Origin of the sequence: Agrobacterium sp. rho-13.3 (assembly GCF_033957765.2) — a bacterium.
Lineage (GTDB): Bacteria > Pseudomonadota > Alphaproteobacteria > Rhizobiales > Rhizobiaceae > Agrobacterium.
The window spans coordinates 467536-491866 of record NZ_CP192774.1 but is presented as its reverse complement, the minus strand read 5'-3'; the positions used below and the strand labels follow the sequence as shown (position 1 = coordinate 491866).

Here is a 24331-nt window from a genome sequence, read left to right as displayed (position 1 = left end):
CTGAGCATCGAAACGAAAACCGCTGCACGCTTTTCGGTCCGATGCTCTTATGCGCCAACGACCGGCTTGTGGCCGGTCGATCTTTTATCCGTTCCGGTGCAGACCGCACGTGGTGCGAACTGTCCAGTCTGTTCACATCATCCGCTTACTTGGCGGGCTTGTAAATCTGGTCGAAGATGCCGCCGTCACCGAAATGTTCCGGCTGTGCCTTTGCCCAACCACCAAACTGTGGATCGTCAATGGTGACGAGCTTGATATCCGGAAGCTGCTTCAACAGATCCTTGGAAACCACCGCCGGGTTGGACGGACGGTAGAAGTGCTTGGCAGCGATGTTCTGGCCTTCGTCCGAATAGAGATAGTTCAGGTAAGCTTCAGCCGCCTTGCGTGTTCCCTTGGCATCGACGTTCTTGTCAACGACGGCAACCGGAGGCTCGGCAAGAATGGAGATTGGTGGAACGACGATTTCGAAAGCGTCCTTGCCGAATTCTTCACCGGCCAGATAGGCTTCGTTTTCCCAAGCCAGCAGCACGTCACCAATCTGTCGCTGTGCGAAGGTGACCGTGGAACCACGAGCACCGGTGTCGAGCACTGGAGCGCGCTTGTACACTTCACCGACATAGGCCTTGATCTTGTCCTTGTCGCCCTTGAACTCTTCGTTTGCCCATGCCCATGCAGCAAGGTAGTTCCAGCGTGCGCCACCGGACGTCTTCGGGTTTGGCGTGACGATCTGGATGTCGCCCTTGACGAGATCACCCCAGTTATGGATGCCCTTCGGGTTGCCCTTGCGGACGAGGAAAACGATTGTGGATGTGTATGGCGAAGAGTTGTGCGGCAGGCGGGTGCGCCAGTCGGCATTGATCTTGCCGCTGTTGGCGACGATCGCGTCGATGTCGCTCTGAAGCGCCAGCGTGACGACATCGGCTTCAAGGCCGTCGATAACCGACCGGGCCTGCTTGCCGGAACCGCCGTGCGACTGCTGAATGGTGACGTCTTCACCCGTGTCGGCTTTCCAATTTTTAGCGAAAGCCTCGTTGAAATCCTTGTACAGCTCGCGGGTCGGATCATAAGACACGTTGAGAAGTTTTGTCTCTGCCGACGCCGTGGCAACAGCACCCAGAGTGAATGACAGGCTGAGCGCGATGGCGCTGAGGCTGGAAAGAAGTTTGGACATCGGTACCCTCCTAGATGCTCTGGGCTTAACACTACTTGTTCAGTCGAGTTGGTCAATCAGGCTGGGCGCGTTCGCAAAAGTGTTTCCTTTCAGGTTACTTCAACGGCAACAAATGCACCGCGCTCTGCGCAAAACACGCAATAAGTAACGTGGAAAATTACCACGACGAGCAAAATCAGTTCGTATTTTTACCGTATTTTCGCCACATCCGCGCTAAAATTTTCCGTGAATGGAATGTTTTTCCTACAACCATCCTCCCCGCCTGCATCTTTGGCGGTTATTGGTTCACCGTACACATTCATCCCTCGAAGTAGAAATCTACAAAAATTACAGAAAATATCGCAAAAACATCTTGCATTTCGAAGCCGAATTGGTTTTATGCGGTGCGGTTGGGCTGATATATTGCGGCCATGGGAGTCTTTTGCGCATATTGCCTTTGAAGGAGAGATATTTACTCTTTAGCGGCGCGCAGAAGCATAGCCATTCCTGTTAAAATTTGCGCATTTCTGGGATTATCCGAGCCAGTAGAGTTCGGACCCGGTGAAATGACCATCAATACCCCGCCACATGCCCTTTCCAGCCACGATGTTGCATCGCTTGATGATACGCTTGCGGGCCTTGATTTGGCGGGACGTCTCGCATGTGTTGCGGGGCTTGGTGGACGTGTGGTGTTTACCACCAGCCTCGGCATCGAAGATCAGGTTATCACGGCAGCGATCGGCACGCATCGCCTGCCGGTGGATGTTTCCACGCTGGAAACCGGGCGTCTGTTTCCCGAAACCGTCAACCTCATCTCTGAAACGGAAGAGCGTTACGATATTAAGATCAAGCGCTTTTATCCTGAACAGGATGACATTGACGCCTATGCCGCGAAATTCGGTCTGAACGGTTTTTATGACAGTGTTGAAGCGCGCCATGCCTGCTGTCATGTGCGCAAGCTGGTGCCGCTGGCCAAAGCACTGGACGGTGCAAGTTTCTGGGTCACTGGCCTGCGCCGTGGCCAATCCGGCAACCGGGCGACAACGCCATTTGCGGAATTCGATGCAGAGCGCAATCTGATCAAAATCAATCCGCTGGCGGATTGGGACATAGACACCATCAAGGCGCATGTCTCCGTGGAAAACATTCCCGTGAACCCGCTGCATGGCAGAGGCTATCCCTCCATCGGCTGCGAGCCGTGTACACGCTCCATCAAACCCGGCGAACCAGAACGCGCCGGTCGATGGTGGTGGGAAAATGACGAGACGCGCGAGTGCGGCCTGCATGTGGCCGACGAGCGTCAAGCTTCCACAATTCCATCAGCTTCTCCCGATAATTGAAATTCAGTATTTGCCGGAGTTTAAAATGTCCAATGCAGTTCCGGAAACGGAAGGCAACAGCGTAAGCACACCCAAGCAGCCGCTCGATCCTCATCTCAAAGCCCTTGAAAACGAAGCCATTCATATTTTCCGCGAAGTCGCCGCAGAGTTCGACAATCCCGTGATGCTTTATTCCATCGGCAAGGATTCGTCCGTGCTGCTGCATCTGGCGCGCAAGGCGTTTTTCCCAGGTCGCATTCCCTTTCCGCTGCTCCACGTCAATACAGGCTGGAAATTCAAGGAAATGATCGAATTCCGCGATAATATCGTCAAGGAATACGATCTCGATCTGATTTCCCACACCAACCCGCGTGGCGAGACCGAAAACGTGACGCCGTTCAGTCACGGTTCGGCGCTCTATACGGACATCATGAAAACCGAAGCGCTGCGTCAGGCACTGGATGCCGGCAAGTTCGACGCCGCATTCGGCGGTGCACGCCGCGATGAAGAGGCCAGCCGCGCCAAAGAACGCATCTATTCCTTCCGCACGCCCGACCACAAATGGGATCCGCGCAACCAGCGCCCGGAACTGTGGAACATCTATAACGGCATGGTTCGTCAGGGTGAGAGCGTTCGCGCCTTCCCGCTGTCCAACTGGACCGAGGTGGATATCTGGCGTTACATTCAGGCGGAAAACATTCCGCTCGTGCCGCTCTATTACGCCAAGAACCGTCGTTACGTCGAGCGTGACGGCATGATGATCCTTGCCGAAGACGAGCGCCTGGAACTGCAACCCGGCGAAGAGGTGAAGGAGGACACGATCCGCTTCCGCACTTTGGGCTGCTTCCCGCTGACCGGCGCCATTCGCTCCGAAGCAAAAACGCTGGACGAGGTGATTTCCGAGCTGGAAATCGCCACCGTTTCGGAACGTCAGGGCCGCGCTATCGACCGCGACCAGTCCGGCTCCATGGAAAAGAAAAAGCGTGAGGGCTATTTCTGATGACACAGAATACCAATGCGCAATCCGCCACCATTTTGCCTTTTGTGGAGCCTGCAAAAGCCGTGAGAGATACACGACCATTGCGCCTCATCACCTGCGGCAGCGTTGATGACGGCAAATCCACCCTGATCGGCCGCCTGCTGTGGGACACCAAGGCCGTGAAGGAAGACCAGGCCGCAACGCTTCACCGCGATAGTGGCAAGCAGAACGATCTCGGCCTGCCCGATTTCGCACTCTTGCTGGATGGTCTTCAGGCCGAACGCGAACAGGGCATCACCATCGATGTCGCCTATCGTTATTTCGCGACTGACAAGCGCGCCTTTATCGTGGCGGACACGCCCGGCCACGAGCAGTACACTCGCAACATGGCAACCGGCGCATCCACGGCCGATCTGGCCGTGCTGCTGGTTGACGCCCGCACCGGCATTCTGGAACAAACCCGCCGCCATGCCACAATCGCAGCGCTGATGGGCATCCGTCAGTTCGTGCTGGCCGTCAACAAGATCGACCTGACGAATTATGACAAGGCCGGTTTCGAACTGATCGCCCATGACTTCCGTGAATTTGCGAAATCGCTCGGCATCAAGCAGATCACCTCTATTCCGATGTCGGCGCTGAAGGGCGAAAATGTCGTTCTGTCTGGCAAGGCACCCATGCCTTGGTATGAAGGCCCGACACTGGCCGAGGCGCTGGAACTGGCGACAGTTCGCACCACGCAGACGGGTGGTTTCCGCCTGCCGATCCAGCGCGTTTCGCGCCCCGGCGAAAGCTTCCGTGGTTATCAGGGCACCGTGGCCGGTGGATCTGTGAAGCCCGGCGATTCCGTCGTCATCCTGCCATCCGGCATGGTTGCAAACGTCAAGCAGATCGTCACCTTCGATCTGGTGCGCAACGCTGCCGTTGCAGGCGATGCCATCACGCTGGTGCTGGACCGTCAGGTGGACGTTTCGCGCGGCGATATGATTGTGTCCATCGAAGCACAGCCGCAAACCGGCCATGCGTTCGATGCGCAGATCGTGGCCTTGCAGCCGGGCGGTATCGAACCATCGAAGCGTTACTGGCTGAAAAGCGGCAGCCGCCGCCAGCGCGTCACCGTGCAGCCCGTGACCCAGCTCGACCTGAAAAATGGCCAATGGCAGGCGCACACGGACACGCTCCCGATGAACGCCATCGGCAAGGTGCGCCTCGCGTTTGACGAAACCGCAATTTTCGACGCCTACGAGCAGAACCGCGCGACCGGCTCCTTCATCCTGATCGACCCTGACACCAACAACACGGTGGCAGGCGGCATGATCAGCGGCAAACGCGCCGACACGGGCAAAATCTCGCAAGGCGAACGGGTCATCGTCTCCCTTCCCGCCGATCTGGCCGAAGCGCTGCTCGCCCACGAGCTCCTCTCCAGCCGCCGCGACGAAGTCGAAGTCCGCCGCGTCAGCGCGGACACGGCATCTCGTTTGATCAACGAGCTGGATTGATAAATCTGGATGACGCACAATAAAAGGCATCGGTCAAAACCGGTGCCTTTTGCGCTTCGAGATATTTTTTACCGCCATACAGCCCAATCTTGTCGATGAGCGTTGCCGCGCAAGCCCCACTACAGTTCAGCAGGATACTTCCGTAGTTAATTTATTCACTGTCCGAATCCGTATATGCGCTGATCGCGCTTCCGGAATTCACAGTTAAACTCGGAACAGGTTCTATGGACGCTTCAATCTCTCTGCAATTGACTGACCGACTTGACTCTGTCGCCGCGAAAATCGACGAAATGGGCATGAGGCTGGATGCCTTGATGCAAAACGCCGAAACGCACGGCGAAATCCAAATCGAAGTGGTGAAGCTGCTGCAACATATGCAGCATGTCCAACTGGAGCTGGACGGCAAAGTCACCGAGCTATCCAACGCCGTTACGACCACCGCCGACGGAAGCTTTCGCAGCGATCTATCAAAAATCGGTCTGGCTTTCATACATGACAGCAGGCAGAAGGCACTTGAGATCGCCTCCTTGAAGCAAAGCGCGAATATCGCCCTGCGCGACCAGACGCGCGGAATTTTTCCAATCCGTACGGTTTTCCTCATCCAGTCCATCCCCATGTGGGATGCGCTTTCGGACGTCTATGATGCCATGGTGGCGGATGACAGGTTCGATCCGATTATCATCTCCATTCATGTCGCCACTCTGGGGCGCGGCGTTTTCGAGGGTGAGGATAAGGTGAGCAGCACATTTTCGGAGAAAGGGATTCCCCATCTTCGCTTCAATATGGACGATTCCTATGCCGCTCTGGATATTCTCAAGGCATTGAAACCCGCCGTAATATTCCGCCAGCAGCAGTGGGATATGGGCGTCCAGCCCGCATTTCGGACTCAGGAGCTTACCTTCAGCCGCCTTTGCTATGTTCCCTACGCGCTCAGTCTCGCAGCGTCGCTGGGCGATCCGGTTGTGACAGATGTTTCGGCGTTCGGCTTTGACCAGCCCTTTCACCGCGCAGCTTGGCGGATTTTTTGCGAAACGCCCAAAATACAAGAGTATTTCCGTTCGTTCGAGCATTCTGACCCAAAGAAGTTTATCACCAGCGGCTTTCCAAAATTTGACCGCTTGCTTGATGACAATAAGGCGCCATCCTGGCCGATTTCTCACAAGGATCGCCAGAACTTCAAGGTCGTATGGGCACCTCACTATTCGCTAGGGACCGGAGGCGGTTTGGGTTTTGGCGTATTCGATCGCATCTGGGAATCGATGTTGTCGTGGGCCAAACAAAGCCCGGATATCGATTTCGTGCTGAAACCTCATCCGGCTCTTTTTGGCAGCGTACTCTCGCCTGAGGCGCGTACGATCATCAGAAACGCATGGAATGATTTGCCAAACTGCACCTTTTCAGAGGAGCAGTACGGGCAGCTCTTTGCCGCATCGGACCTTATGATATCGGATGGACTATCCTTCCTTGCGGAATACCACCTCTTCAACAAGCCATTGGTCTTTTTCGACTCCCAGAATCATGTCGAGTTCAATGGCTTAGGAAAGCTGGCAGAAGCAGCCTCCAGACGCGTCACCACCTTCGATCAGCTCAAGCACGCCGTTCTTGAATACAAGGACGGCAAGGTGTGGGAGTTTGAAGAAGAACGAAAAGCGCTCCTGGACAACATCCTTCCTCATCGCGGAAAAGCCTCTGCCGTCATTCTCGACACGATCGCCGAAGGTATCCGGGACGGTCTAAACTGAAGCGTTCAAACGACGCACGCGATACGTCAGACATAATCAAGCGGAGCCATAAATGAAGACTGTTGGTGTTATCTTGGGTGGCGGCGTTGGCGCGCGCTTTGGCGCAACCACCCCCAAACAGTTCTTGAAGCTGGCAGGTCGTATGGTCATCGAGCATACGGTCGACGTCTTTGAAAAAAGCCCGCATATTGACGAAATTGTCGTCGTGACCCGCTTGGACTATGTCGATCAATGCTGGCATCTCGTCAATTTGAACGGTTGGTCGAAGGTTACGAAGGTCATCGTCGGCGGCAATGAGCGGATGGACTCGACATATTCCGCCATCAAATCCCTGAATGATTATGACGACGGCACAAAAGTCCTGCTTCACGATGCTGTCCGACCATTCGTAACCGAGGAAATTCTGCATCGTTGCGTCGCTGCATTGGACGTATTTCCCGCTGTCGACGTGGTTATTCCGTCGTCTGACACCATCGTTGCCGTCCATGACAATGGCTGCATCTCCAGCATTCCGCCAAGAAGCACGATGCGCAGAGGCCAGACGCCTCAAGCCTTCACTCTCGGCGTGCTAAAGCAAGCCTATGAAAAAGCGCTCGCCGGGGGGCTGAAAGACTTCACATGTGATTGTGGTGTTGTGCGTGGAATGCTCCCCCATCTCCCCGTCGCTACGGTTCAGGGTGCCGACACCAACATCAAGGTCACGACACCCACAGACCTTTTTCTTGCAGAAAAACTCATGCAGTCCCGCACCAGCGACTTGACGAACGAGGCTGATCTCAGATCGCTGGCCGGAAAGAGACTTGTGCTGTTTGGTGGCAGCAGCGGTATTGGAAAGTCCATTCGAGATTTGGCGCTCGTCAACGGTGCCGAAGCCATCGTCGCCAGCCGCTCATCCAACAGCGTGGACGTCGCTGATTTTAATTCAGTGAATAGTTTCCTTGCGAAAGTTGCTTCCGACGATCGCCCGATTGATGCAATCGTCAACACCGCTGGTATCTTGATCAAGCGCCCGCTTTCGCAAATGACCCATCAGCAAATCAACGAGATGGTTGCAATCAACTACCATGGCGCCATCAACGTTGCCTCTGCTGCTCGTGAACATCTGATACGGTCAAGAGGAGCCCTTATCAATTTCACATCGAGCTCTTACACGAGAGGCCGCGCATATTACGCAATCTACTCATCCACAAAGTCTGCGATTGTGAACCTGACCCAAGCGCTTGCCGAGGAATGGCACAATGATGGCATCCGCGTTCACTGCATCAATCCAGAGCGCACGAAGACGCCAATGCGCACCGCAAACTTTGGCATTGAAGACCCGCTAACACTGCTGGACCCGGATGACGTGGCCCGCACCACCCTAACGGCAATCTCCGCCAATTCGACAGGATTGATTATTGATGTTCGTCGAACATCGATTCCGGGCGGCTTGAACTAAAAGCGTATCGCGGACCGCTGAACGCTTTTGCGCGACATGCTTCCACTGAAAATATCACGCCCCTCGGAAAATTGGGTGTGCAAACAAAAAGCGCAGGTCGAAACCCGCGCTTTTTCTATTATTTTCAGCATATTCAGCGTGTAATCAGAAGAAAAACATCCAGATTAGCAATACGACGAAAAACGGCACGCCAAGTGCCCATAAAATCATTGCTCTCAGCATATGTCTTCTCCTTTTCAAGTTGGAGAGGTAACGCGCTGTTTGAGAGAAATGTTCCGTCGTCGATTAGGCTGACAAGGCTGTGGTGGCGCGCCGGGTGGTGCTTCGCTCCATCAGTTCGAGGCCCAGGTTCAGTGTTTTTTCCTTCACAACCCCGCCTTCGCCCAGCGTGATCAGAATGTCGGCGGCGGTGTAGCCCATCTCGAAGCGGGGCACGCGTATGGTGGTCAAGGGTGGTTCGATGGAGGCCGCGAAGTCCACGTCGGTGAAACCGCAGATGCCGAAATCTTCCGGCACCCGGATGCCCAGCCTCTGGCATTCAAAGATTGCGCCGAGGGCCAGATCGTCGTTGTGGCACAGCACACCATCGGCATCCGGCATGGCTTCGATGAAACGTCGTATCAGCCGGGAGCCGAGATGGATACTGGACGTCGCATCATGCCAGATGATGAGACGCTCATCGAACAGCCCCGCCTGCTGCATGACTTCCGTGTAACCCTCTTGACGCAGGCGCACTCTGATATCCTGCCCGCCGCCCAGCAAGCCGAAGCGCCTGTAACCTTGAGATAACAGGTGTCGGGTGGCGACCATGGCCGCCTTCTTGTGGTCCACCGCCACGGCTATGCCGTCCATGGCCAGAGTGGAATCAATGGTCTGCACCACAGGACATTTGGCTTCATTCACCAGCACATTTAAATTTTCGCAGCTCTCAGTGCCAGCCACAATGATGCCCGTGGGGCGCTGTGCCGCAAAGGAGCGTAACTGCCTTATCTCCTCATCAGCATCATAATGCGTGTTGGCGTATTGAATGCGATATTCGGTTCCCCTCACCCTCGCCTCGATGCCGTTCAGCACCGCACTCACCCCCGGGTGCGAGAGTGACGGAAGAAGCACGCCGATAAACGCGCTAGTGCCGCTGGCCAAAGCTCTTGCATTCAAATCTGGAACGTAACCCATCTCGTTGACGACGGCGAGAATATGATCCCGTAGCGCCTCAGACACCTTTTCAGGCTCTCGCAGGGCGCGCGAAACCGTAATCGCGCTCACACCGGTCCTCTTCGCCACATCCTGCAACGTCACTTTCGTTGTGATGTTATGCTTGCTCCGGTGCGGCATATAGGCGCCCTTGATCTGAGAAGATTAACGCAAGAGTTAATCTGAAACGTTACAGCGAGGTTTTTTCTGCTTTTGTAGCAATCGATTACACTATTATTTTTTGTAAAGCGCCACACCTTACCTAACGTAATCCAATGGCTTTCACGTAAAAAATGACGGAAATCTTGCGTAGCCCAAAAATAGTCACGTTGGTTGCGCGTAGCGTAGCCGCGCGTTTAAAGAGTGCCGCATGACGGCACCGTGATCTGTTCTGGTCGATATCGATATTCCCAACGATGCTCAAACGATCATTGGCGTTCAATGCACTGCTGGATCGTCACTCTCAAGAAAGGTGCGAATGCCATCCTTTTCGACGGTGGCAAGAAACTCTTCCCATGCGTCCTTGTCGGTCGTGAAAGCTTCCTCCCACGACGTTACATCATCCTCTTCGCTGACCACGTCCATTCGCCAGTCATTCTGGGTGCCAGCGGGTCGATAAATATCAACGAGGACGGTGACGCCGTCATCTTCGAACTCGCCCGAGAATTCGGAATGCTCCAGTTTTGCTTTCTTAGACATATCAACTTCCTGGGCCAGCTGGCTATTCTGATGCCAAATGTTCGGGATACCTGCACAATGCGCAGGGGTTTCGACACAGCGCTGCAAACGCATTCTGAAACTGTTCACCTATGAGATAGATTTATTATTGGACGAATGCAATCAACAACCAGAAGCCCTTTTATACGAGGACTTTGGCTGGTCGGAGTGGAGAGATTCGAACTCCCGACCCTCTGGTCCCAAACCAGATGCGCTACCAGACTGCGCTACACTCCGTGGCCAACGGCGTGTCTATAGACCAGCCATTCGGCTTCGACAAGCGGCCTTTTTGAAAATTTTGTGACGCGTTTCCAAAGGATGGAAAACACCTTGCCCGACGGGCCACACACACCGCAAAACGTTACAAAAAAGCAATTGTGGCAAAAAATATGCGGCAGAGTGTCATCCTCCCCTGCCGCGGCCCATCAAATCTGCTAGGGGAACATGACATCCGGCAAAAACACCGGACACGGCACAACAAGGATCTTTCGACATGCGTTTTCGCGGCGTAACATTCGCAGGGCTGGCCATTGCCTTGTCCGCCTGCACCACCACACCTTCTATCGCAACCAGAAACCCAGTGGAAACACGCTGGGTTGGCCAGTCGGCAGGCGTATTTTTCGCCAAGTTCGGCCCGCCATTGAGCGATGTGGACTCCGGCGGCACCACAACGTTCACATGGCGTGGTGGTTACAAAACTGCGAAGATTCCGGCCCAGTTTGAAGAGGGCAAAGATGGCAAACGTGGTCGCCAGACTGCGGCTGCACGCACAAGCTATCTTTCCTGCACCGTACAGGTCGTTGTGGGTGACGATTACAAAATCCGCTCCGTTCGCACAGTGTCCGACCGCCCAGGCGTGAACGGACCGAGCTATTGCGCAGAGTTTCTTGCCGCCGAATAAAGACAGGCATCATTGCCTTCACAAAGCCCGCTGCGATCATTCCGGCGGGCTTTTTTATGTCAAAAACAGATGGCTTTTTCGCTGCTTCGCTTCGTCGTATGCGGCGAAAATTGCACCCGCACAGCTGTCATGCGCACAGCGCATCATGTATTATATAAACGATTATAATTCTTGGAAATATATTATCTCTGCCAGTAATCTGGATAGCGCCAGTGAGCTTATGATGCGGAAAACTAAGGCAAAATGTCGCACAGGACATTTTTCCGCCCGAATTTAAACACGCCTCTTCCTCGTTCCTCAAAATCATAGATGCCGCCTCGCCCTCCCCGCGCTCCCACCTGCGTGAGTTGTCTTGGTCGACTGTATGCGTTATTGCGCCGCACAAATTTGAAAATTATCAAGAGGTTAGGAAAAGACGTGATCGAAGATGATAAAGGCAACGGCCTGACCACCGGATTTTCGCACGACAACTTCACCATGAATCGTCGCCAGGTGCTGGGCACGGCCCTTGCCGGTCTGGCCGCAGTCACGGTGCCCGGCGCACCCGCATTGGCGCAGGCTGCGGACAAGAAGGTCGACGTTCTGTTGATCGGCGGCGGCATTATGAGTGCCACACTTGGCGTGTGGCTGCGCGAGCTGGAGCCGAATTGGTCCGTCGAGATGCTTGAGCGTCTGGACGCCGTTGCGCTGGAAAGCTCCAACGGCTGGAACAATGCCGGCACCGGCCACTCGGCGCTTGCCGAATTGAACTACACGCCGGAAGACGGCAAGGGTGGCGTCAAGATCACGCAGGCCGTTGGCATCAACGAGTCCTTCCAGATCTCCCGCCAGTTCTGGGCGTGGCAGGTGCGCAACGGCGTTCTGAAGAACCCGCGCTCCTTTATCAACCACACACCGCATATGAGCTTTGTGTGGGGCGATGAAAACGTTGAATTCCTCGGCAAACGTTTCGAAGCGTTGAAGGCCAGCCCGCTATTTGCCGGCATGGAATATTCCACCGATCCGGAGCAGATCAAAAAGTGGGTTCCGCTGATGATGGAAGGGCGCGACCCCAGCCAGAAAATCGGCGCGACGTGGTCTCCTCTGGGCACCGACATGGAATTTGGCGAAATCACCCGCCAGTTCGTTGCGCATCTGAAAAGCCAGCCAAACTTCAATTTGCAGGTGTCCAGCGAAGTCGATGCCATCGAGCGCAACGCCGATGGCACATGGCGCGTCAGCTACAGCAAGACCACGGACGGCACAGCGCACACGGTGGATGCAAAGTTCGTGTTTATCGGCGCAGGTGGCGGCGCACTGCACCTGCTGCAAATGTCCGGTATTCCGGAAGGTGACGATTACGCCGGCTTCCCGGTTGGCGGCTCGTTCCTCGTCAACGAAAACCCTGACGTAACCATGCTGCATCTGGCCAAGGCCTATGGCAAGGCTTCGGTCGGCTCTCCTCCGATGTCCGTTCCGCATCTCGACACCCGCGTTCTGGGTGGCAAGCGCGTGCTGCTATTTGGCCCATTCGCCACCTTCTCCACCAAGTTCCTGAAGGAAGGCTCCTATTTCGACCTTCTCTCCTCCACGACCATCAGCAATGCATGGCCGATGGTCAGCGTTGGCATCGATGAATATCCGCTGGTGGAATATCTGGCCGGCCAGCTGATGCTGTCCGACGACGACCGCTTTGCAGCGCTCAAGGAATATTTCCCGAATGCCAAGCAGGGCGATTGGCGTTTGTGGCAGGCAGGCCAGCGCGTGCAGATCATCAAGCGTGACGAAGAAAAGGGCGGCGTGCTGAAACTCGGCACGGAAATCGTCAGCGCCAAGGATGGCAGCATCGCAGCCCTTCTCGGTGCCTCTCCGGGTGCTTCCACCGCAGCACCGATCATGCTCAAGGTTCTGGAAAAAGTCTTCGCCGAAAAGGTCGCATCACCAGACTGGCAGGCCAAAATCCGTCAGATCGTTCCAAGCTACGGCACCAACCTGAACGATGACCCGCAGAAGGTCTTTGAGGAATGGGCCTACACCAGCGAACACCTGCAACTGCCAACTCCACCACAGATCGATGTTGCAGCCTTTTCAAAGCCTGCCGCTGCGGCGCCTGCGCCGGTTGCGGTGGAGACTGCTCCGGCAAAGCCGGTGGGTGATTTGGCGCCGTAACCGAGCCAGATCGCTTCGGACGTCGTTTCGAAGCAGCGTGACTATCAAGCGCCGTGCATTTGTGTGTGCGGCGCTTTTTTTGTTTCAGGGTAACGATGGTTGAAACGATTGCGGGCGGAGGCGGATGACCGCAAACACGCCGAAACTCTATTTATTTTTTATGAGAGAAAACATGGCTGGGGCGCCAGGATTCGAACCTGGGAATGCCGGTACCAAAAACCGGTGCCTTACCGCTTGGCGACGCCCCAACAGGGCAGATTGGCGAAACGCCGCTGCCTGAACGGCGCCTGATTAGCAAAGCAGAACGGCAGCGGCAATGATTAAGTTGAAAGAACGGCAATATTTCTTGTGTGTCGGGTGCCAGCTTCATGTTACGTCAGGAAACAACCGGCCTTTAAGGCCATTTTCCGGTGAAAGCGCTCATGAGCAAATATAGTGCCCGTCCACCTGCCATACCCACAACGCTGCTGGATGATGCGGTCGTCCGCATCATCCGTTGGGATTTTGAACCCGGTGCAGATACCGGTCATCACACGCATGGGCTTGGTTATGTGGTGGTGCCGATGACCGATTGTGAATTTCTGATTGAAGAGGAAGGTGGCAGCCGCAGGGTGGATATTGCCAAGGGCGCGGCTTATCGGCGTGAGGCTGGTATCTCGCACAATGTCGTCAATGCGGGCAGCGAGCCGATGTCTTTCATTGAGATCGAATACAAATAAGGGCGCTTGCCAAACCGATGACTGACCCGGAATTCAACCGCGATTTTCAGCCCGCCTATGGCATAGCTATGCCTGTGGCGGACAATGTCCAGCGCATCACCGTCAACAATCCGTCCGCGTTCACCTTTCACGGCACCAACAGCTATATTGTCGGCGGCGAATCCGTCGCGGTTATCGATCCCGGCCCGGAAGACGAAGCGCATTTCCAGGCGCTGATGGCGGCGCTGGAGGGGCGTGAGGTGACGCATATTTTCGTCAGCCATACGCACCGCGATCACTCGCCGCTGGCGAAGCGCTTGAAGCAAGCAACGGGTGCGCGGACGGTGGCCGAAGGGCCGCACCGCGCTGCGCGGCCTTTGCATGAGGGTGAGCGCAACCCGTTTGCCGAAAGCTCCGATATGGATTTTGTGCCGGATATCGCGCTCGGTGATGGCAAAAGCATCTCCGGCGATGGCTGGACACTAACCGCGCTGCACACGCCCGGACACACGGCCAACCACGCTGCCTTTGCGCTGGAGGGCAGCGGCATCGTGTTTTCGGCAGATCACGTCATGGCATGGGCAACCACCATCGTCGCCCCGCCGGATGGCGCGATGAGCGATTATATGGCATCGCTGGCAAAGCTGCTGAAACGCAAGGACCGGCTGTTTCTGCCGGGTCATGGCGGGCCGGTCAATGACCCCACTGCCTTCATGCGCGGCCTTCGCGCCCACCGTCGTATGCGCGAAAAAGCGGTTCTCACCCGCATCAAGGCGGGCGACCGGACGATACCGGAGATGGTGAAAATCATCTACAGAAGCACCGACCCGCGCCTTCACGGTGCCGCCGCTCTTTCCGTTCTCGCTCACATCGAAGATTTGATTGAAAAAGGCGAAGTGCAGACGAATGGCCCACCTTCGCTGACCGGGATCTATCTGCCCGTTTGAGACCACTCAATTATCGTTCAAGCCCTGCATTTCGGCGTCCAGCGCATCGAGATAGGCCTCGGCAATTTCGGCACCCATGCCCAGATCATGCGGGCCGAAGCGGGAGGCGACGCGGACGTCTACCAGGGTTGTTTCGGTGTCTTCCCGCAGGCGAATGAGGATATCGAAGCGCTGGCCCCAGATGAGGGTGCGCACGTCGCCTTGCAACAGCACAATGCCGCTTCCGTTGAAAAAGGTGGGTGCGGGAGCGTCTGCGGGTCTTGCCAAAGGCACGGGCACATTGGTCGGAAGGTCTTCCACCGGCGTGTCTGTCGCGCCTTCCGTCTGGTCTTGCTTGGGAATTCCGGGCTGCACATCCGGCAGCGAGCCGATAAGGCCATCCGTGTGGATGATACGAATGCGCTGCGCTTTCGCCACCTTGCGGGCGGCCGTGTAAACACGGTCTATCGCGCCTTCATAACGGTGTCCTGCCAGGGTTGGATAGGCGGCGGCCTGCAAATCCCGATCGGCTTTCGAGATGATGGCAGGGCGCGGCAGCCATTGCTGGTTGGCGGTGGGAATGGAAAGCCAGTTCGGCGCGTCTGCCACATCTGTGGAGACATCGTAAATCTGTGGTTTTTGCCAATAGAGAAATGTTGCAAAACCGACGATGCCTAAAGGCACGGCAGACAGCACCAGCGCATAAAGCGACCACAAGCCGCCCTTTGCACCGGCAGACCACAGACGCTGCAAGCCGATGATGGCAAGCACGAAAGCGACACCGGCGATGGCGGCGGAAATCAATGCCAGAGAGATGAAGTCGGGTGTGGTCAGTGGCCCAAAGCGGTGCAGCGGTGCGGCAATGAGAAACAGCACGAGCGCCGACAGCCCGAGGTAACGGGAAAGATATGCCGCATAGGACACGGGCCGAACGAAACGCACAGTCATAAAGCGGCACCCGGAGACACGAATTTTGGCGACGATGGCGCTCGAAGCGACAGATGACACTTTGAGGGAATCGCCGGTTCAACAATTCATAATGCGTTTCAGCGCCGAAGGGAATCGCTTCACCCAAAATTGCGGCTTTGATAACGCAACCTTTGCGCCTGCGCGGACTTTTCTACACCGAAGAACAGTCGTATCAGTGGGCTATACAGAGCTGTTGTTACAGGGAGTTATCATCATGCGTATTTCCATCGTTTTCGGCGCGCTTGCGGCCACGCTGGCGTTATCCGCCTGCCAGACGCTGTCGCCGGAAGAGCGGCGAGCGCGTGACGAGGCAACCTGCCGAAGCTATGGGTTCCGCCCCAACACAGACCAGATGGCCGGTTGCCTGCTGGACATTGATCTGGACCGACGCGCCGATGCGCGCGCGTGGCAGGCGCAGGTAAACCGCGATATGTTCTATCGTCCTGTTGTCGTGGAACGCCGTATTATCGTGCAAAACCGCTGATCGGCACCACCTTGGATGGTGTCTCCGTCGGCGCCTTTGCTGCCATGGCAAGGGTTGCCTGCGCTGCGGACAATCTCGCGATGGGAACGCGAAACGGCGAACAGGATACGTAATCCAGCCCTGCATCCTCGCAGAAATGGATGGATGCCGGGTCGCCGCCATGTTCTCCGCAAATGCCGAGTTTCAGCTCTGGCCGCGTCTGGCGGCCACGGTCTGCCGCGATGCGGATCAGTTCTCCAACACCGTCGAAATCCAGGGAGATGAACGGGTCACGCTCGATGATACCCTTGCGCTGGTAGGTATCGATGAAACGGGCGGCATCATCACGCGAAATGCCGAATGTGGTCTGCGTCAAATCGTTGGTGCCGAAGGAAAAGAACTCTGCCGCCTCGGCAATGACGTGGGCGCGCAGGGCGGCACGCGGCAGTTCGATCATGGTTCCGGTCAGATATTCCAGCGTAACGCCGGTTTCCTGCGCAACGGCTGCGGCGACACGGTCGATGACGGCGCGGACATAATCCAGTTCCGAACGAAGGCCGACCAGCGGCACCATGATTTCCGGCACGATGGGAGCGCCGGTCTGGCGAGCGGCTTCCACTGCCGCTTCAAAAATGGCGCGGGCCTGCATTTCGGCAATTTCGGGATAGGAAATGGCCAGTCGGCAACCGCGATGCCCCAGCATGGGGTTGAATTCGTGCAGCGCATCCAGCCGCTGCCGGAACAGCGTTTGCGGTATGCCCATGGCGGCTGCCACTTCCACGATCTCGCCATCTGTCTTCGGCAGGAACTCGTGCAAAGGCGGGTCCAGCAGGCGGATGGTGACCGGCAGGCCGTGCATGATGGAAAACAGCTCGGTAAAATCCTGCCGCTGCATGGGCAGCAGTTGATCGAGTGCGGCGCGTCTGCCCTCTTCATGTTCGGCAAGGATCATTTCGCGCATCACCTGAATGCGGTCACCCTCAAAAAACATATGTTCGGTGCGGCATAGACCAATGCCTTCCGCGCCAAAGGCGCGGGCAGCGCGGGCGTCTGCCGGCGTGTCTGCATTGGTGCGCACCGTCATGCGGCGGGTGGCGTCGGCCCATTGCATCAGCTTGGCGAAATCACCGGACAATTCCGGCTGCGTCATCGGCACTTCGCCCTTCATGACGCGCCCGGACGAACCATCGATGGTGATGATATCACCCTTTTTCAACATGCAACCCACGCCGATCAATACGCCGCTGCGCAAATCCACACGCATGGACCCTGCGCCGGAAACACAGGGAATGCCCATGCCGCGTGCCACCACCGCCGCATGGCTGGTCATGCCGCCGCGGGTGGTCAAAATGCCTTCCGCCGCGTGCATACCGTGGATATCTTCCGGGCTGGTCTCCATGCGCACCAGGATGACGCGACGGCCTTCTGCTTCCGCAGCAACGGCCTCTTCCGAGGTAAACACGATCTCGCCGGACGCAGCACCCGGCGATGCCGGAAGGCCGGAGCCGATGATGGGGCGTTCCACGGATGGATCGATCGTCGGGTGCAGCAACTGGTCGAGCGAGGATGGCTCGATACGGCAGATCGCCTCGTCGGTGCTGATCAACCCCTCTTCCACCATATCGACGGCGATTTTCATCGCGGCGCGGGTGGTACGCTTGCCGGAGCGCGTCTGCAACATCCACAAAGTGCCGCGCTCTATGGTGAATTCCATGTCCTGCATATCGCGGTAGTGGGTTTCCAACCGCCCGCAAATGCTCATGAAATCCGCAAATGCTTCCGGCATCAGCTTTTCCATCGAAGGCTTGTCGGAGCCTGAAACGAGACGTGCTTCTTCGGTGATGGACTGCGGCGTGCGAATGCCCGCGACCACATCTTCACCCTGCGCATTGACGAGGAATTCGCCGTACAGCGCTTTTTCACCCGTCGAAGGGTTGCGGGTAAAGGCAACGCCGGTGGCCGAGGACGAGCCGAGATTGCCGAACACCATGGCCTGGACGTTGACAGCCGTGCCCCAATCTCCGGGAATATTGTGCAGGTGGCGGTAGGTTACGGCGCGCGGGTTCATCCAGCTTGCGAAAACGGCACCGATGGCGCCCCACAACTGCACCTGCGTATCCTGCGGAAAAGGCTGGCCCAGTTCCTCGTCTATCAGGGTCTTGTAGAGCGACACGATATGCTGCCACTCGACGGCGGAAAGCTCCGTGTCATATTCGTAGCCCAGACGGCCTTTTTCATCTTCGAGAATTTCCTCGAAGATTTCGTGATCCAGCCCCATGACCACATCGGCATACATCTGGATAAAACGGCGATAGCTATCCCACGCGAAACGGGCATCACCGGAATCATGCCCCAGCGCCTGAACCGTCTCGTCATTGAGGCCGAGATTGAGCACGGTGTCCATCATGCCGGGCATGGAGGCGCGTGCACCTGATCGCACGGACAACAGCAGCGGATGTTTGCCGGAGCCAAATTTGCGACCGGTAATGGCTTCCATGCCGGCAATGCCGCTGGCGACTTGCAGCTTCAAATCTTCCGGCAACGTGCGGCCGCCTTGGTGATAACGCGCGCAGGCTTCGCTGATGATGGTGAGACCGGGGGGAACTGGCAGGCCGAGGCTCGCCATTTCGGCAAGGTTTGCACCCTTGCCGCCCAATATGGCGATATCGCTCGCGCGTCCCTCGGCAGCACCGTTGCCGAAGGTATAGGCCCATTTTTTCATTCTACGCTCTCCACCCAGAAGCGTTCTGTTTTTTGACCCTTACAGCATTGTCATACTGTTGGGAACGCCAGTTCCACCAAGATTACATCGCAGTGCAGCATAAATGCGGCGGTGGCCTTTGCTCAACCAGAAATAAGCACCCGATTTAAGTGACAGAGTGACGCATTTGTGAGATGCGGGCCGCGCCATCACGCAGTAGTGACGTACTGTTTTTTGGTTGACGATTTTAAGAGATTTAAAATGAAATTGAGCCGCAGAAATCTATTGAAACTTTCGGGTCTTTCCTGTGCATCTGTTGCAATGGCTGGCGCTGTTCGAGCTGAAGGCAACATACCCACCTCATCAATCGCCCTGCCCTTTGCATTGACAACGCCCGTTCACGTCGATCAGGCCGCACTGAAAGTGCGCGATATGGATGCGATGATCGCCTATTACGGCTCGGTTCTGGGTCTTTCCAAAATCGCCACTGACACTGGCAGCGTCATTCTGGGAGCGGGCGGAAAGCCCTTGCTGACGCTGATCCATGCACCGTCAGCGTCCTATGAAAGCCAAAGTGCGGCAGGGTTATTTCACATTGCCTATCTGATGCCGACACGGAAAGATCTTGCCCGGTGGCTGGTGCACGCGGTGACAAACCGGGTGCCGTTGACGGGCGTTGCCGATCACAGTGTCAGCGAAGCGATTTATCTCAACGATCCAGAAGGCAATGGCATCGAGGTCTATAGCGACCGGCCGCGCGACGCGTGGACGTGGAACGGCGGCATCGTCACCATGGGTACGGAACAGCTCGACATCGACAATCTGGTGGCACTGACGGATACCAGCCGCGATGACTATACGCTCGCTCCGCAGGGACTGCGCATCGGGCATATGCATTTGCGGGTCGGTGATGTGGCCAAGGGCAGAACATTCTACGAAAACGCCGTGGGCCTTCAATCGACACGGACTGAAAGAGCCGATGCCGCTTTTCTGTCGTCAGGCCATTATCATCACCATCTGGCGATCAACTCCTGGAACAGCCGAGGCGCCGGCAATCGCGATGCGGCACAAACCGGATTGGACTGGTTTTCGTTGACCGTCAGTGACAAGGGCGTGTTTGCGGCGCAGGAAAAACGGCTGCGTGACAGCGGTTATGGCATCTCTTCCATCACCGGCGGCGTCGAAGCCATCGATCCATGGGGAACGAAGCTGCGGCTGGTGAGCGTGTAAGAAGCGACGTCGGATGCGTCAGGCAACCTCGACAAGCTGTTCTGCCATTTGCAGATCCACGGAGACGAGTTGCGACACGCCCTGCTCTGCCATGGTCACGCCGAACAGGCGGTCCATGCGGGCCATGGTGATGGGGTTGTGGGTAATGATGACGAAACGGGTTTCCGTCGATGCCACCATCTCATCCATCAGGTTGCAATAACGCTCGACGTTATGGTCATCCAGCGGTGCGTCCACTTCGTCCAGCACGCAGATGGGTGCGGGGTTGGTGAGGAACACGGCGAAGATCAGGGCCATGGCCGTCAACGCCTGTTCACCGCCCGACAGCAATGTCATGGTCTGCGGCTTTTTGCCGGGTGGGCGGGCGAGGATTTCGAGGCCCGCTTCCAGCGGATCATCGGATTCGATCAGTTGCAGTTCCGCCGTTCCGCCGCCGAACAGGTGGGTGAAGAGGCGTTGAAACTGCGTGTTGACCACATCGAATGCGGCAACCAGACGTTCCCGGCCCTCGCGGTTGAGGTTCTGGATACCGGCGCGCAGTTTACGCACCGCGTCGATGATATCGTCGCGCTCCTTGATGAGTGCTGCCAGCTTATCCGATAGCTCGGCCTGCTCTTCTTCGGCACGCAGGTTGACAGCGCCCAGCCGTTCACGCTCGATTTTCAGCCGGTCCAGATCGCGCTCCACATCGCGTACTTCCGGCATTGGGGCATCAGCGCCAAGGCCCGTTAGACGGAAGGCCAGATGTGGTTCGACATTCAGCGCTTCACGAATGCGATGTTCGGTTTCCTGCCGTTTTTCGCGGGCGGAAACGAGGCGTTCTTCGGCACGTCCGCGCTTTTCGCGGGCTTCCGCCAGTTCCGACAACGCGGTAGCTGCGGTGCGGTCTGCCTCGCGTTGCAGGTTTTCGGCTTCGACAAGCTGGTCTGCGGCCAGACGACGCGCTTCCTCGGTTTTTTGCAATTGCGTCAGAAGATTGCGGCGTTTCTCATCGAACTCTTCCGGCGCGATATCCAGTTCCGCAAGCTCCTCGCGGGCTTCTTCTTCGCGCTCCCGCAGCGTTGCGATATGGCCGCTTGCGCTGGCTGCCCGCGCCTGCCATGTGGCACGTTCCTGCGCGATGGCGTTGATGCGGCGCTGGTGAGCTTCCGCCTCGCGGTTCAGCCCTTCGTGACGCGCGCGGGCTTCGGCCAACAGGCTGCGATCCGTCGCAACTTCCAGCTGGCTTTCACGCAGACGGAAATCGAGGTCAGAGAGATCGGCGGCCTCTTCAAGCTCAATCTGTGCCGTCTCTTCCTGAACGGCAATCTCGTCGATCTGGCCGCTGATCTGGTTGATCGCTTCGGACACGACATCGCGGCGGCGCAGAAGATCACCGGAGGCTCGTTCGGCCATGGACAAAGCATCCCGGGCCTCGACAAGCTGGCGCGATACAAGGCGGCTGCGTTCCCGCGCATCCGCGAGCTGGCTTTCAGCCATGCGAATCTCATCAGCGCTGGCCGCAAGCTGCTCCTGTGCTTCCTCCAGCGCATACCGCGCCTCTTCGACTTCACCTTCCAGCTCGGCCAGACGGTTTTTCTGGGCCAGTCGCAGGGCGGCATTGCCGGGTGCATCGGCACCGGTGATATGACCATCCCAACGCAACAGCGCGCCGTCTTTGGTGACGAGCCGCTGGCCGGGTTTCAGCACTGGCATCAAACGCAGCGCTTCGTCGGCAGTGGCCACAATGCCGACCTGTTGCAGCTTGCGTTTCAAGGCATTCGGACCCGACACATGGGCAAGCAAAGACGGCACACCGGCTGGCAGAGCCGGATCATCAGCGCCATCGCCATTGGCCGTCCAGTAGGCCGGGGCAGCGGGATCAAGCGGGCTTTCAAGATCGTCGCCCAAGGCCGCACCCAAGGCCGCCTCAAAACCGCGATCCACTTTCAGCTCCTCCGCCACCGGCGTGAAGGAGCCGGAGGCCGCGCCCGCCGCCAGCATTTTCGAAATCGTCCGGGATTCGGTTTCCAGCGCATTCAGACGGCTGCGGGCCGCATCCACCGGGCCACGCGCCAGTGCTTCGGCAGAGCGGGCTTGCGCAACCGCTGTCTCTGCTTCTTCCACCACGATCATCGCATCTTCGACGGCGATTTCGGCGGCTTCCACACTGTCGCGTTTTTCCGAAGGGTCCGGCAGGCCAGACAGCTTTTGATCGATGTTTTCGATTTCCGCTGCGGCGTCCGATGCCTGCCGTTCGAGCCTCAGCTTTCGATCGGCCAGATCGCGGATGGTGCGTTCCAGTTGGGTGCGGTTGGCAGAGGCTTCGGCGCGTTCTGCTGTCAGTGCTGCAAACGCCTGTTCGCTTTGGGCAAGCTTTGCGGAAGCCTCTTCGAATGCCTCACGGGTTTCTTCCGCATAACGGCCCGAATCAGCCAGAATTTCGAGAATGTCCGCCTCTTCGGAATCCAGACGCGCCAGCACTTCGGCATTGTCGGACACCATGCGTTCTTCGCGTTGAATGTCTTCACCCAATTGCGCCAGACGGCGGGCAAGCTCATCGCGACGACGCAGAATGCGGTTGGATTCTTCATCCAGTTGCGTGCGGGCAATTTGCAGGCGCTGCAAGGCGGCAGCAACCTTGGCTTCGTTCTCACGCAGTTCCGGCAGCTTGAAGCTGGCAATGCCTTGCGCCTTGGCCCGCTCCATCTGGCTTTGCGCTTTTTCCGCCACAACATTGGTCGCCTGATTGAGCGCGCTTTCCGCCTCGCCCTCGGCCTGTTTCGCCTCCACCCAGCGAATATGCAGCAACGTCGCCTCACGGGCGCGGATATCTGCCGACAGCATTTTGAAGCGGTTGGCCTGACGCGCCTGACGTTTCAGGCTTTCGATCTGGCTTTCCAGTTGTGCGGTAACGTCTTCCAGCCGCTCCAGATTGGCCTCGGCGGCGCGCAGGCGCAGTTCCGCCTCGTGACGGCGGGAATGCAGGCCGGAAATGCCTGCCGCTTCTTCCAGCAACTGCCGTCGCGCCTGTGGCTTGGCATTGATGAGTTCACCGATCCGCCCCTGCCCCACCATGGAGGGCGAGCGTGCGCCGGTGGAAGCATCGGCAAACAGAAGCTGCACATCCTTGGCGCGGGCTTCCTTGCCATTGATGCGATAAACGGAGCCGTTTTCGCGCTCGATGCGGCGTGTGACCTGAATTTCATCACTATCGTTGAAAGCGGCAGGTGCGGTGCGATCCGCATTGTCGAGATAAAGGCCGACTTCGGCGGTGTTGCGGGCCGGTCGATTGCCGGAGCCGGAGAAAATGACGTCATCCATGCCGGATGCACGCATGTTCTTGTAGGAGTTTTCGCCCATCACCCAGCGAAGCGCCTCGACAAGATTGGACTTGCCGCAGCCATTGGGGCCGACCACGCCGGTGAGCCCCGGCTCGATGATGAATTCCGATGGCTCAACGAAGGATTTGAAGCCCAGCAGGCGCAGCTTGTTGAACTTCATGCGAGCGCCCTGCAGTCAGAAAAAACGGGCGCACGGAACCATCCGTCGCCCGTTTTTATCCGGTAACGTCTATTTGAGAAGGCTGTCGACCAGAGCCGACATATTTTCAACAGACATATCTCCAGCGTAGCGCTTTCCGTTGATGATGAAGGTCGGGGTCGAGTTGACGCCGAATTCCGTCGCACCGCGTTGCATCGTTGCGTTCACATCATCCAGAAGTTTCTGGTTCGTCAAGCAGGCCTCGAATGTCTCCTGTGAAAAACCGGCCAGTTTCGACATTTGCAGCAGTGCGCCGCGTGCATCCTGCGCCGTTGCCCAGCCCTGCTGCTGCTTGAACAGCATGGAAACGAACGGGTAATATTGCTGTTCCGGTGCGCAACGCGCCAGCATGAAGGCAGCGGCGGCGCGTGGATCGAACGGGAATTCGCGGATGACGAAATAGACCTTGCCCGTATCGATGTACTTCTTCTTGATCTCATCGAACGTCGTGTTGTGGAAATGCGCGCAGTGCGGGCATGTCATGGACATGTATTCGACGATCTTCACCGGTGCATTCACGTCTCCCAAACCGCGGTCTGGCAGCGGGCCGGGCTTCATCACCTCAGCCATGTCCACATTGCCGGAGGATTCAGGCAAATCCTGCGCAAGAGCTACGCTTGGCGCAAATGCGAATGGCAGGGCAGCGGCGACTGCGGCAAAGGCAACGCCACCAAGAAGGCTGCGGCGGGTAATGTTAAGTTCGGCGAAATGCATGAACGCACCTGTGTGTGAAAGACT

General features: G+C 57.1%; 18 protein-coding genes and 2 tRNA genes. 11 read left to right on the top strand and 9 right to left on the bottom strand.

Features of this window, described 5'->3' with window-relative positions:
• Positions 1-145: 145 nt before the first annotated feature.
• Positions 146-1171, bottom strand: a complete 1026-nt coding sequence (locus tag RMR16_RS02315; RefSeq protein ID WP_320199122.1) for a sulfate ABC transporter substrate-binding protein — start codon at positions 1169-1171, stop codon at positions 146-148.
• A gap of 545 nt (positions 1172-1716) precedes the next feature.
• On the opposite strand from RMR16_RS02315, the gene RMR16_RS02310 reads away from it, so the two are divergent.
• The 5 genes from RMR16_RS02310 (at position 1717) to RMR16_RS02290 (ending at position 8124) form a co-directional block, all read left to right on the top strand.
• Positions 1717-2490, top strand: a complete 774-nt coding sequence (locus RMR16_RS02310) for a phosphoadenylyl-sulfate reductase (RefSeq protein WP_320199121.1) — start codon at positions 1717-1719, stop codon at positions 2488-2490.
• 25 nt (positions 2491-2515) lie between these two features.
• Positions 2516-3469 (top strand): sulfate adenylyltransferase subunit CysD, encoded by a 954-nt coding sequence (cysD, locus tag RMR16_RS02305; protein WP_320199120.1) that lies wholly within the window; start codon positions 2516-2518, stop codon positions 3467-3469.
• Positions 3469-4944, top strand: coding sequence for a sulfate adenylyltransferase subunit CysN (gene cysN / locus RMR16_RS02300; protein WP_320199119.1), 1476 nt, complete (start codon positions 3469-3471; stop codon positions 4942-4944). Before cysD ends, cysN begins: the two co-directional genes overlap by 1 nt.
• Positions 4945-5168: 224 nt before the next feature.
• Positions 5169-6686 (top strand): CDP-glycerol glycerophosphotransferase family protein, encoded by a 1518-nt coding sequence (locus RMR16_RS02295; RefSeq protein WP_320199118.1) that lies wholly within the window; start codon positions 5169-5171, stop codon positions 6684-6686.
• A 52-nt stretch (positions 6687-6738) separates the two neighbouring features.
• Positions 6739-8124, top strand: coding sequence for a bifunctional cytidylyltransferase/SDR family oxidoreductase (locus RMR16_RS02290; RefSeq protein ID WP_320199117.1), 1386 nt, complete (start codon positions 6739-6741; stop codon positions 8122-8124).
• Between the two features lie 285 nt (positions 8125-8409).
• On the opposite strand, the gene RMR16_RS02285 is transcribed toward RMR16_RS02290, so the two are convergent.
• From RMR16_RS02285 to RMR16_RS02275, 3 genes are all read right to left on the bottom strand, one after another.
• Positions 8410-9390, bottom strand: a complete 981-nt coding sequence (locus RMR16_RS02285) for a LacI family DNA-binding transcriptional regulator (protein ID WP_432354141.1) — start codon at positions 9388-9390, stop codon at positions 8410-8412.
• Positions 9391-9756: 366 nt separating this feature from the next.
• Positions 9757-10017, bottom strand: a complete 261-nt coding sequence (locus tag RMR16_RS02280; RefSeq protein WP_320199115.1) for a hypothetical protein — start codon at positions 10015-10017, stop codon at positions 9757-9759.
• 178 nt (positions 10018-10195) lie between these two features.
• Positions 10196-10272: transfer RNA gene (locus RMR16_RS02275), tRNA-Pro, on the bottom strand.
• A gap of 256 nt (positions 10273-10528) precedes the next feature.
• On the opposite strand from RMR16_RS02275, the gene RMR16_RS02270 reads away from it, so the two are divergent.
• Positions 10529-10936, top strand: coding sequence for a hypothetical protein (locus RMR16_RS02270; protein ID WP_320199114.1), 408 nt, complete (start codon positions 10529-10531; stop codon positions 10934-10936).
• 477 nt (positions 10937-11413) lie between these two features.
• Positions 11414-13084, top strand: a complete 1671-nt coding sequence (gene mqo, locus RMR16_RS02265) for a malate dehydrogenase (quinone) (RefSeq protein ID WP_320199491.1) — start codon at positions 11414-11416, stop codon at positions 13082-13084.
• Positions 13085-13257: 173 nt separating this feature from the next.
• Here the strand turns inward: mqo and RMR16_RS02260 are convergent.
• A tRNA-Gln gene (locus tag RMR16_RS02260) sits at positions 13258-13332 on the bottom strand.
• A gap of 174 nt (positions 13333-13506) precedes the next feature.
• Here RMR16_RS02260 and RMR16_RS02255 point away from each other — a divergent pair.
• Together RMR16_RS02255 and RMR16_RS02250 are read left to right on the top strand one after the other, a co-directional pair.
• Positions 13507-13803: a cupin domain-containing protein gene (locus tag RMR16_RS02255; RefSeq protein ID WP_320199113.1), complete on the top strand. Its 297-nt coding sequence runs from the start codon at positions 13507-13509 to the stop codon at positions 13801-13803.
• Positions 13804-13820: 17 nt separating this feature from the next.
• On the top strand, positions 13821-14729 hold the full coding sequence (locus RMR16_RS02250) for an MBL fold metallo-hydrolase (RefSeq protein WP_320199112.1): 909 nt from the start codon (positions 13821-13823) through the stop codon (positions 14727-14729).
• A 6-nt stretch (positions 14730-14735) separates the two neighbouring features.
• Here RMR16_RS02250 and RMR16_RS02245 read toward each other — a convergent pair whose 3' ends face one another.
• Positions 14736-15656, bottom strand: a complete 921-nt coding sequence (locus tag RMR16_RS02245; protein ID WP_320199111.1) for a DUF1499 domain-containing protein — start codon at positions 15654-15656, stop codon at positions 14736-14738.
• Between the two features lie 235 nt (positions 15657-15891).
• Between RMR16_RS02245 and RMR16_RS02240 the strand changes: the two genes are divergently transcribed.
• Complete coding sequence (locus RMR16_RS02240; RefSeq protein ID WP_320199110.1) at positions 15892-16161, top strand: hypothetical protein; 270 nt, start codon at positions 15892-15894, stop codon at positions 16159-16161.
• Here RMR16_RS02240 and ppdK read toward each other — a convergent pair.
• Entirely contained in the window at positions 16142-18862 is a 2721-nt protein-coding gene (gene ppdK, locus RMR16_RS02235) for a pyruvate, phosphate dikinase (protein ID WP_320199109.1), read from the bottom strand. The two genes, RMR16_RS02240 and ppdK, sit on opposite strands and share 20 nt — an antisense overlap.
• Positions 18863-19102: 240 nt before the next feature.
• Here ppdK and RMR16_RS02230 point away from each other — a divergent pair, with 240 nt between their 5' ends.
• A complete protein-coding gene (locus tag RMR16_RS02230; protein WP_320199108.1) occupies positions 19103-20071 on the top strand; it encodes a VOC family protein in 969 nt (322 codons plus the stop codon).
• A gap of 18 nt (positions 20072-20089) precedes the next feature.
• On the opposite strand, the gene RMR16_RS02225 is transcribed toward RMR16_RS02230, so the two are convergent.
• Both RMR16_RS02225 and RMR16_RS02220 read right to left on the bottom strand, forming a co-directional pair.
• Entirely contained in the window at positions 20090-23554 is a 3465-nt protein-coding gene (locus tag RMR16_RS02225) for a chromosome segregation SMC family protein (RefSeq protein ID WP_320199107.1), read from the bottom strand.
• Between the two features lie 69 nt (positions 23555-23623).
• Positions 23624-24307 (bottom strand): DsbA family protein, encoded by a 684-nt coding sequence (locus RMR16_RS02220; protein ID WP_320199106.1) that lies wholly within the window; start codon positions 24305-24307, stop codon positions 23624-23626.
• Between the last annotated feature and the right edge of the window lie 24 nt (positions 24308-24331).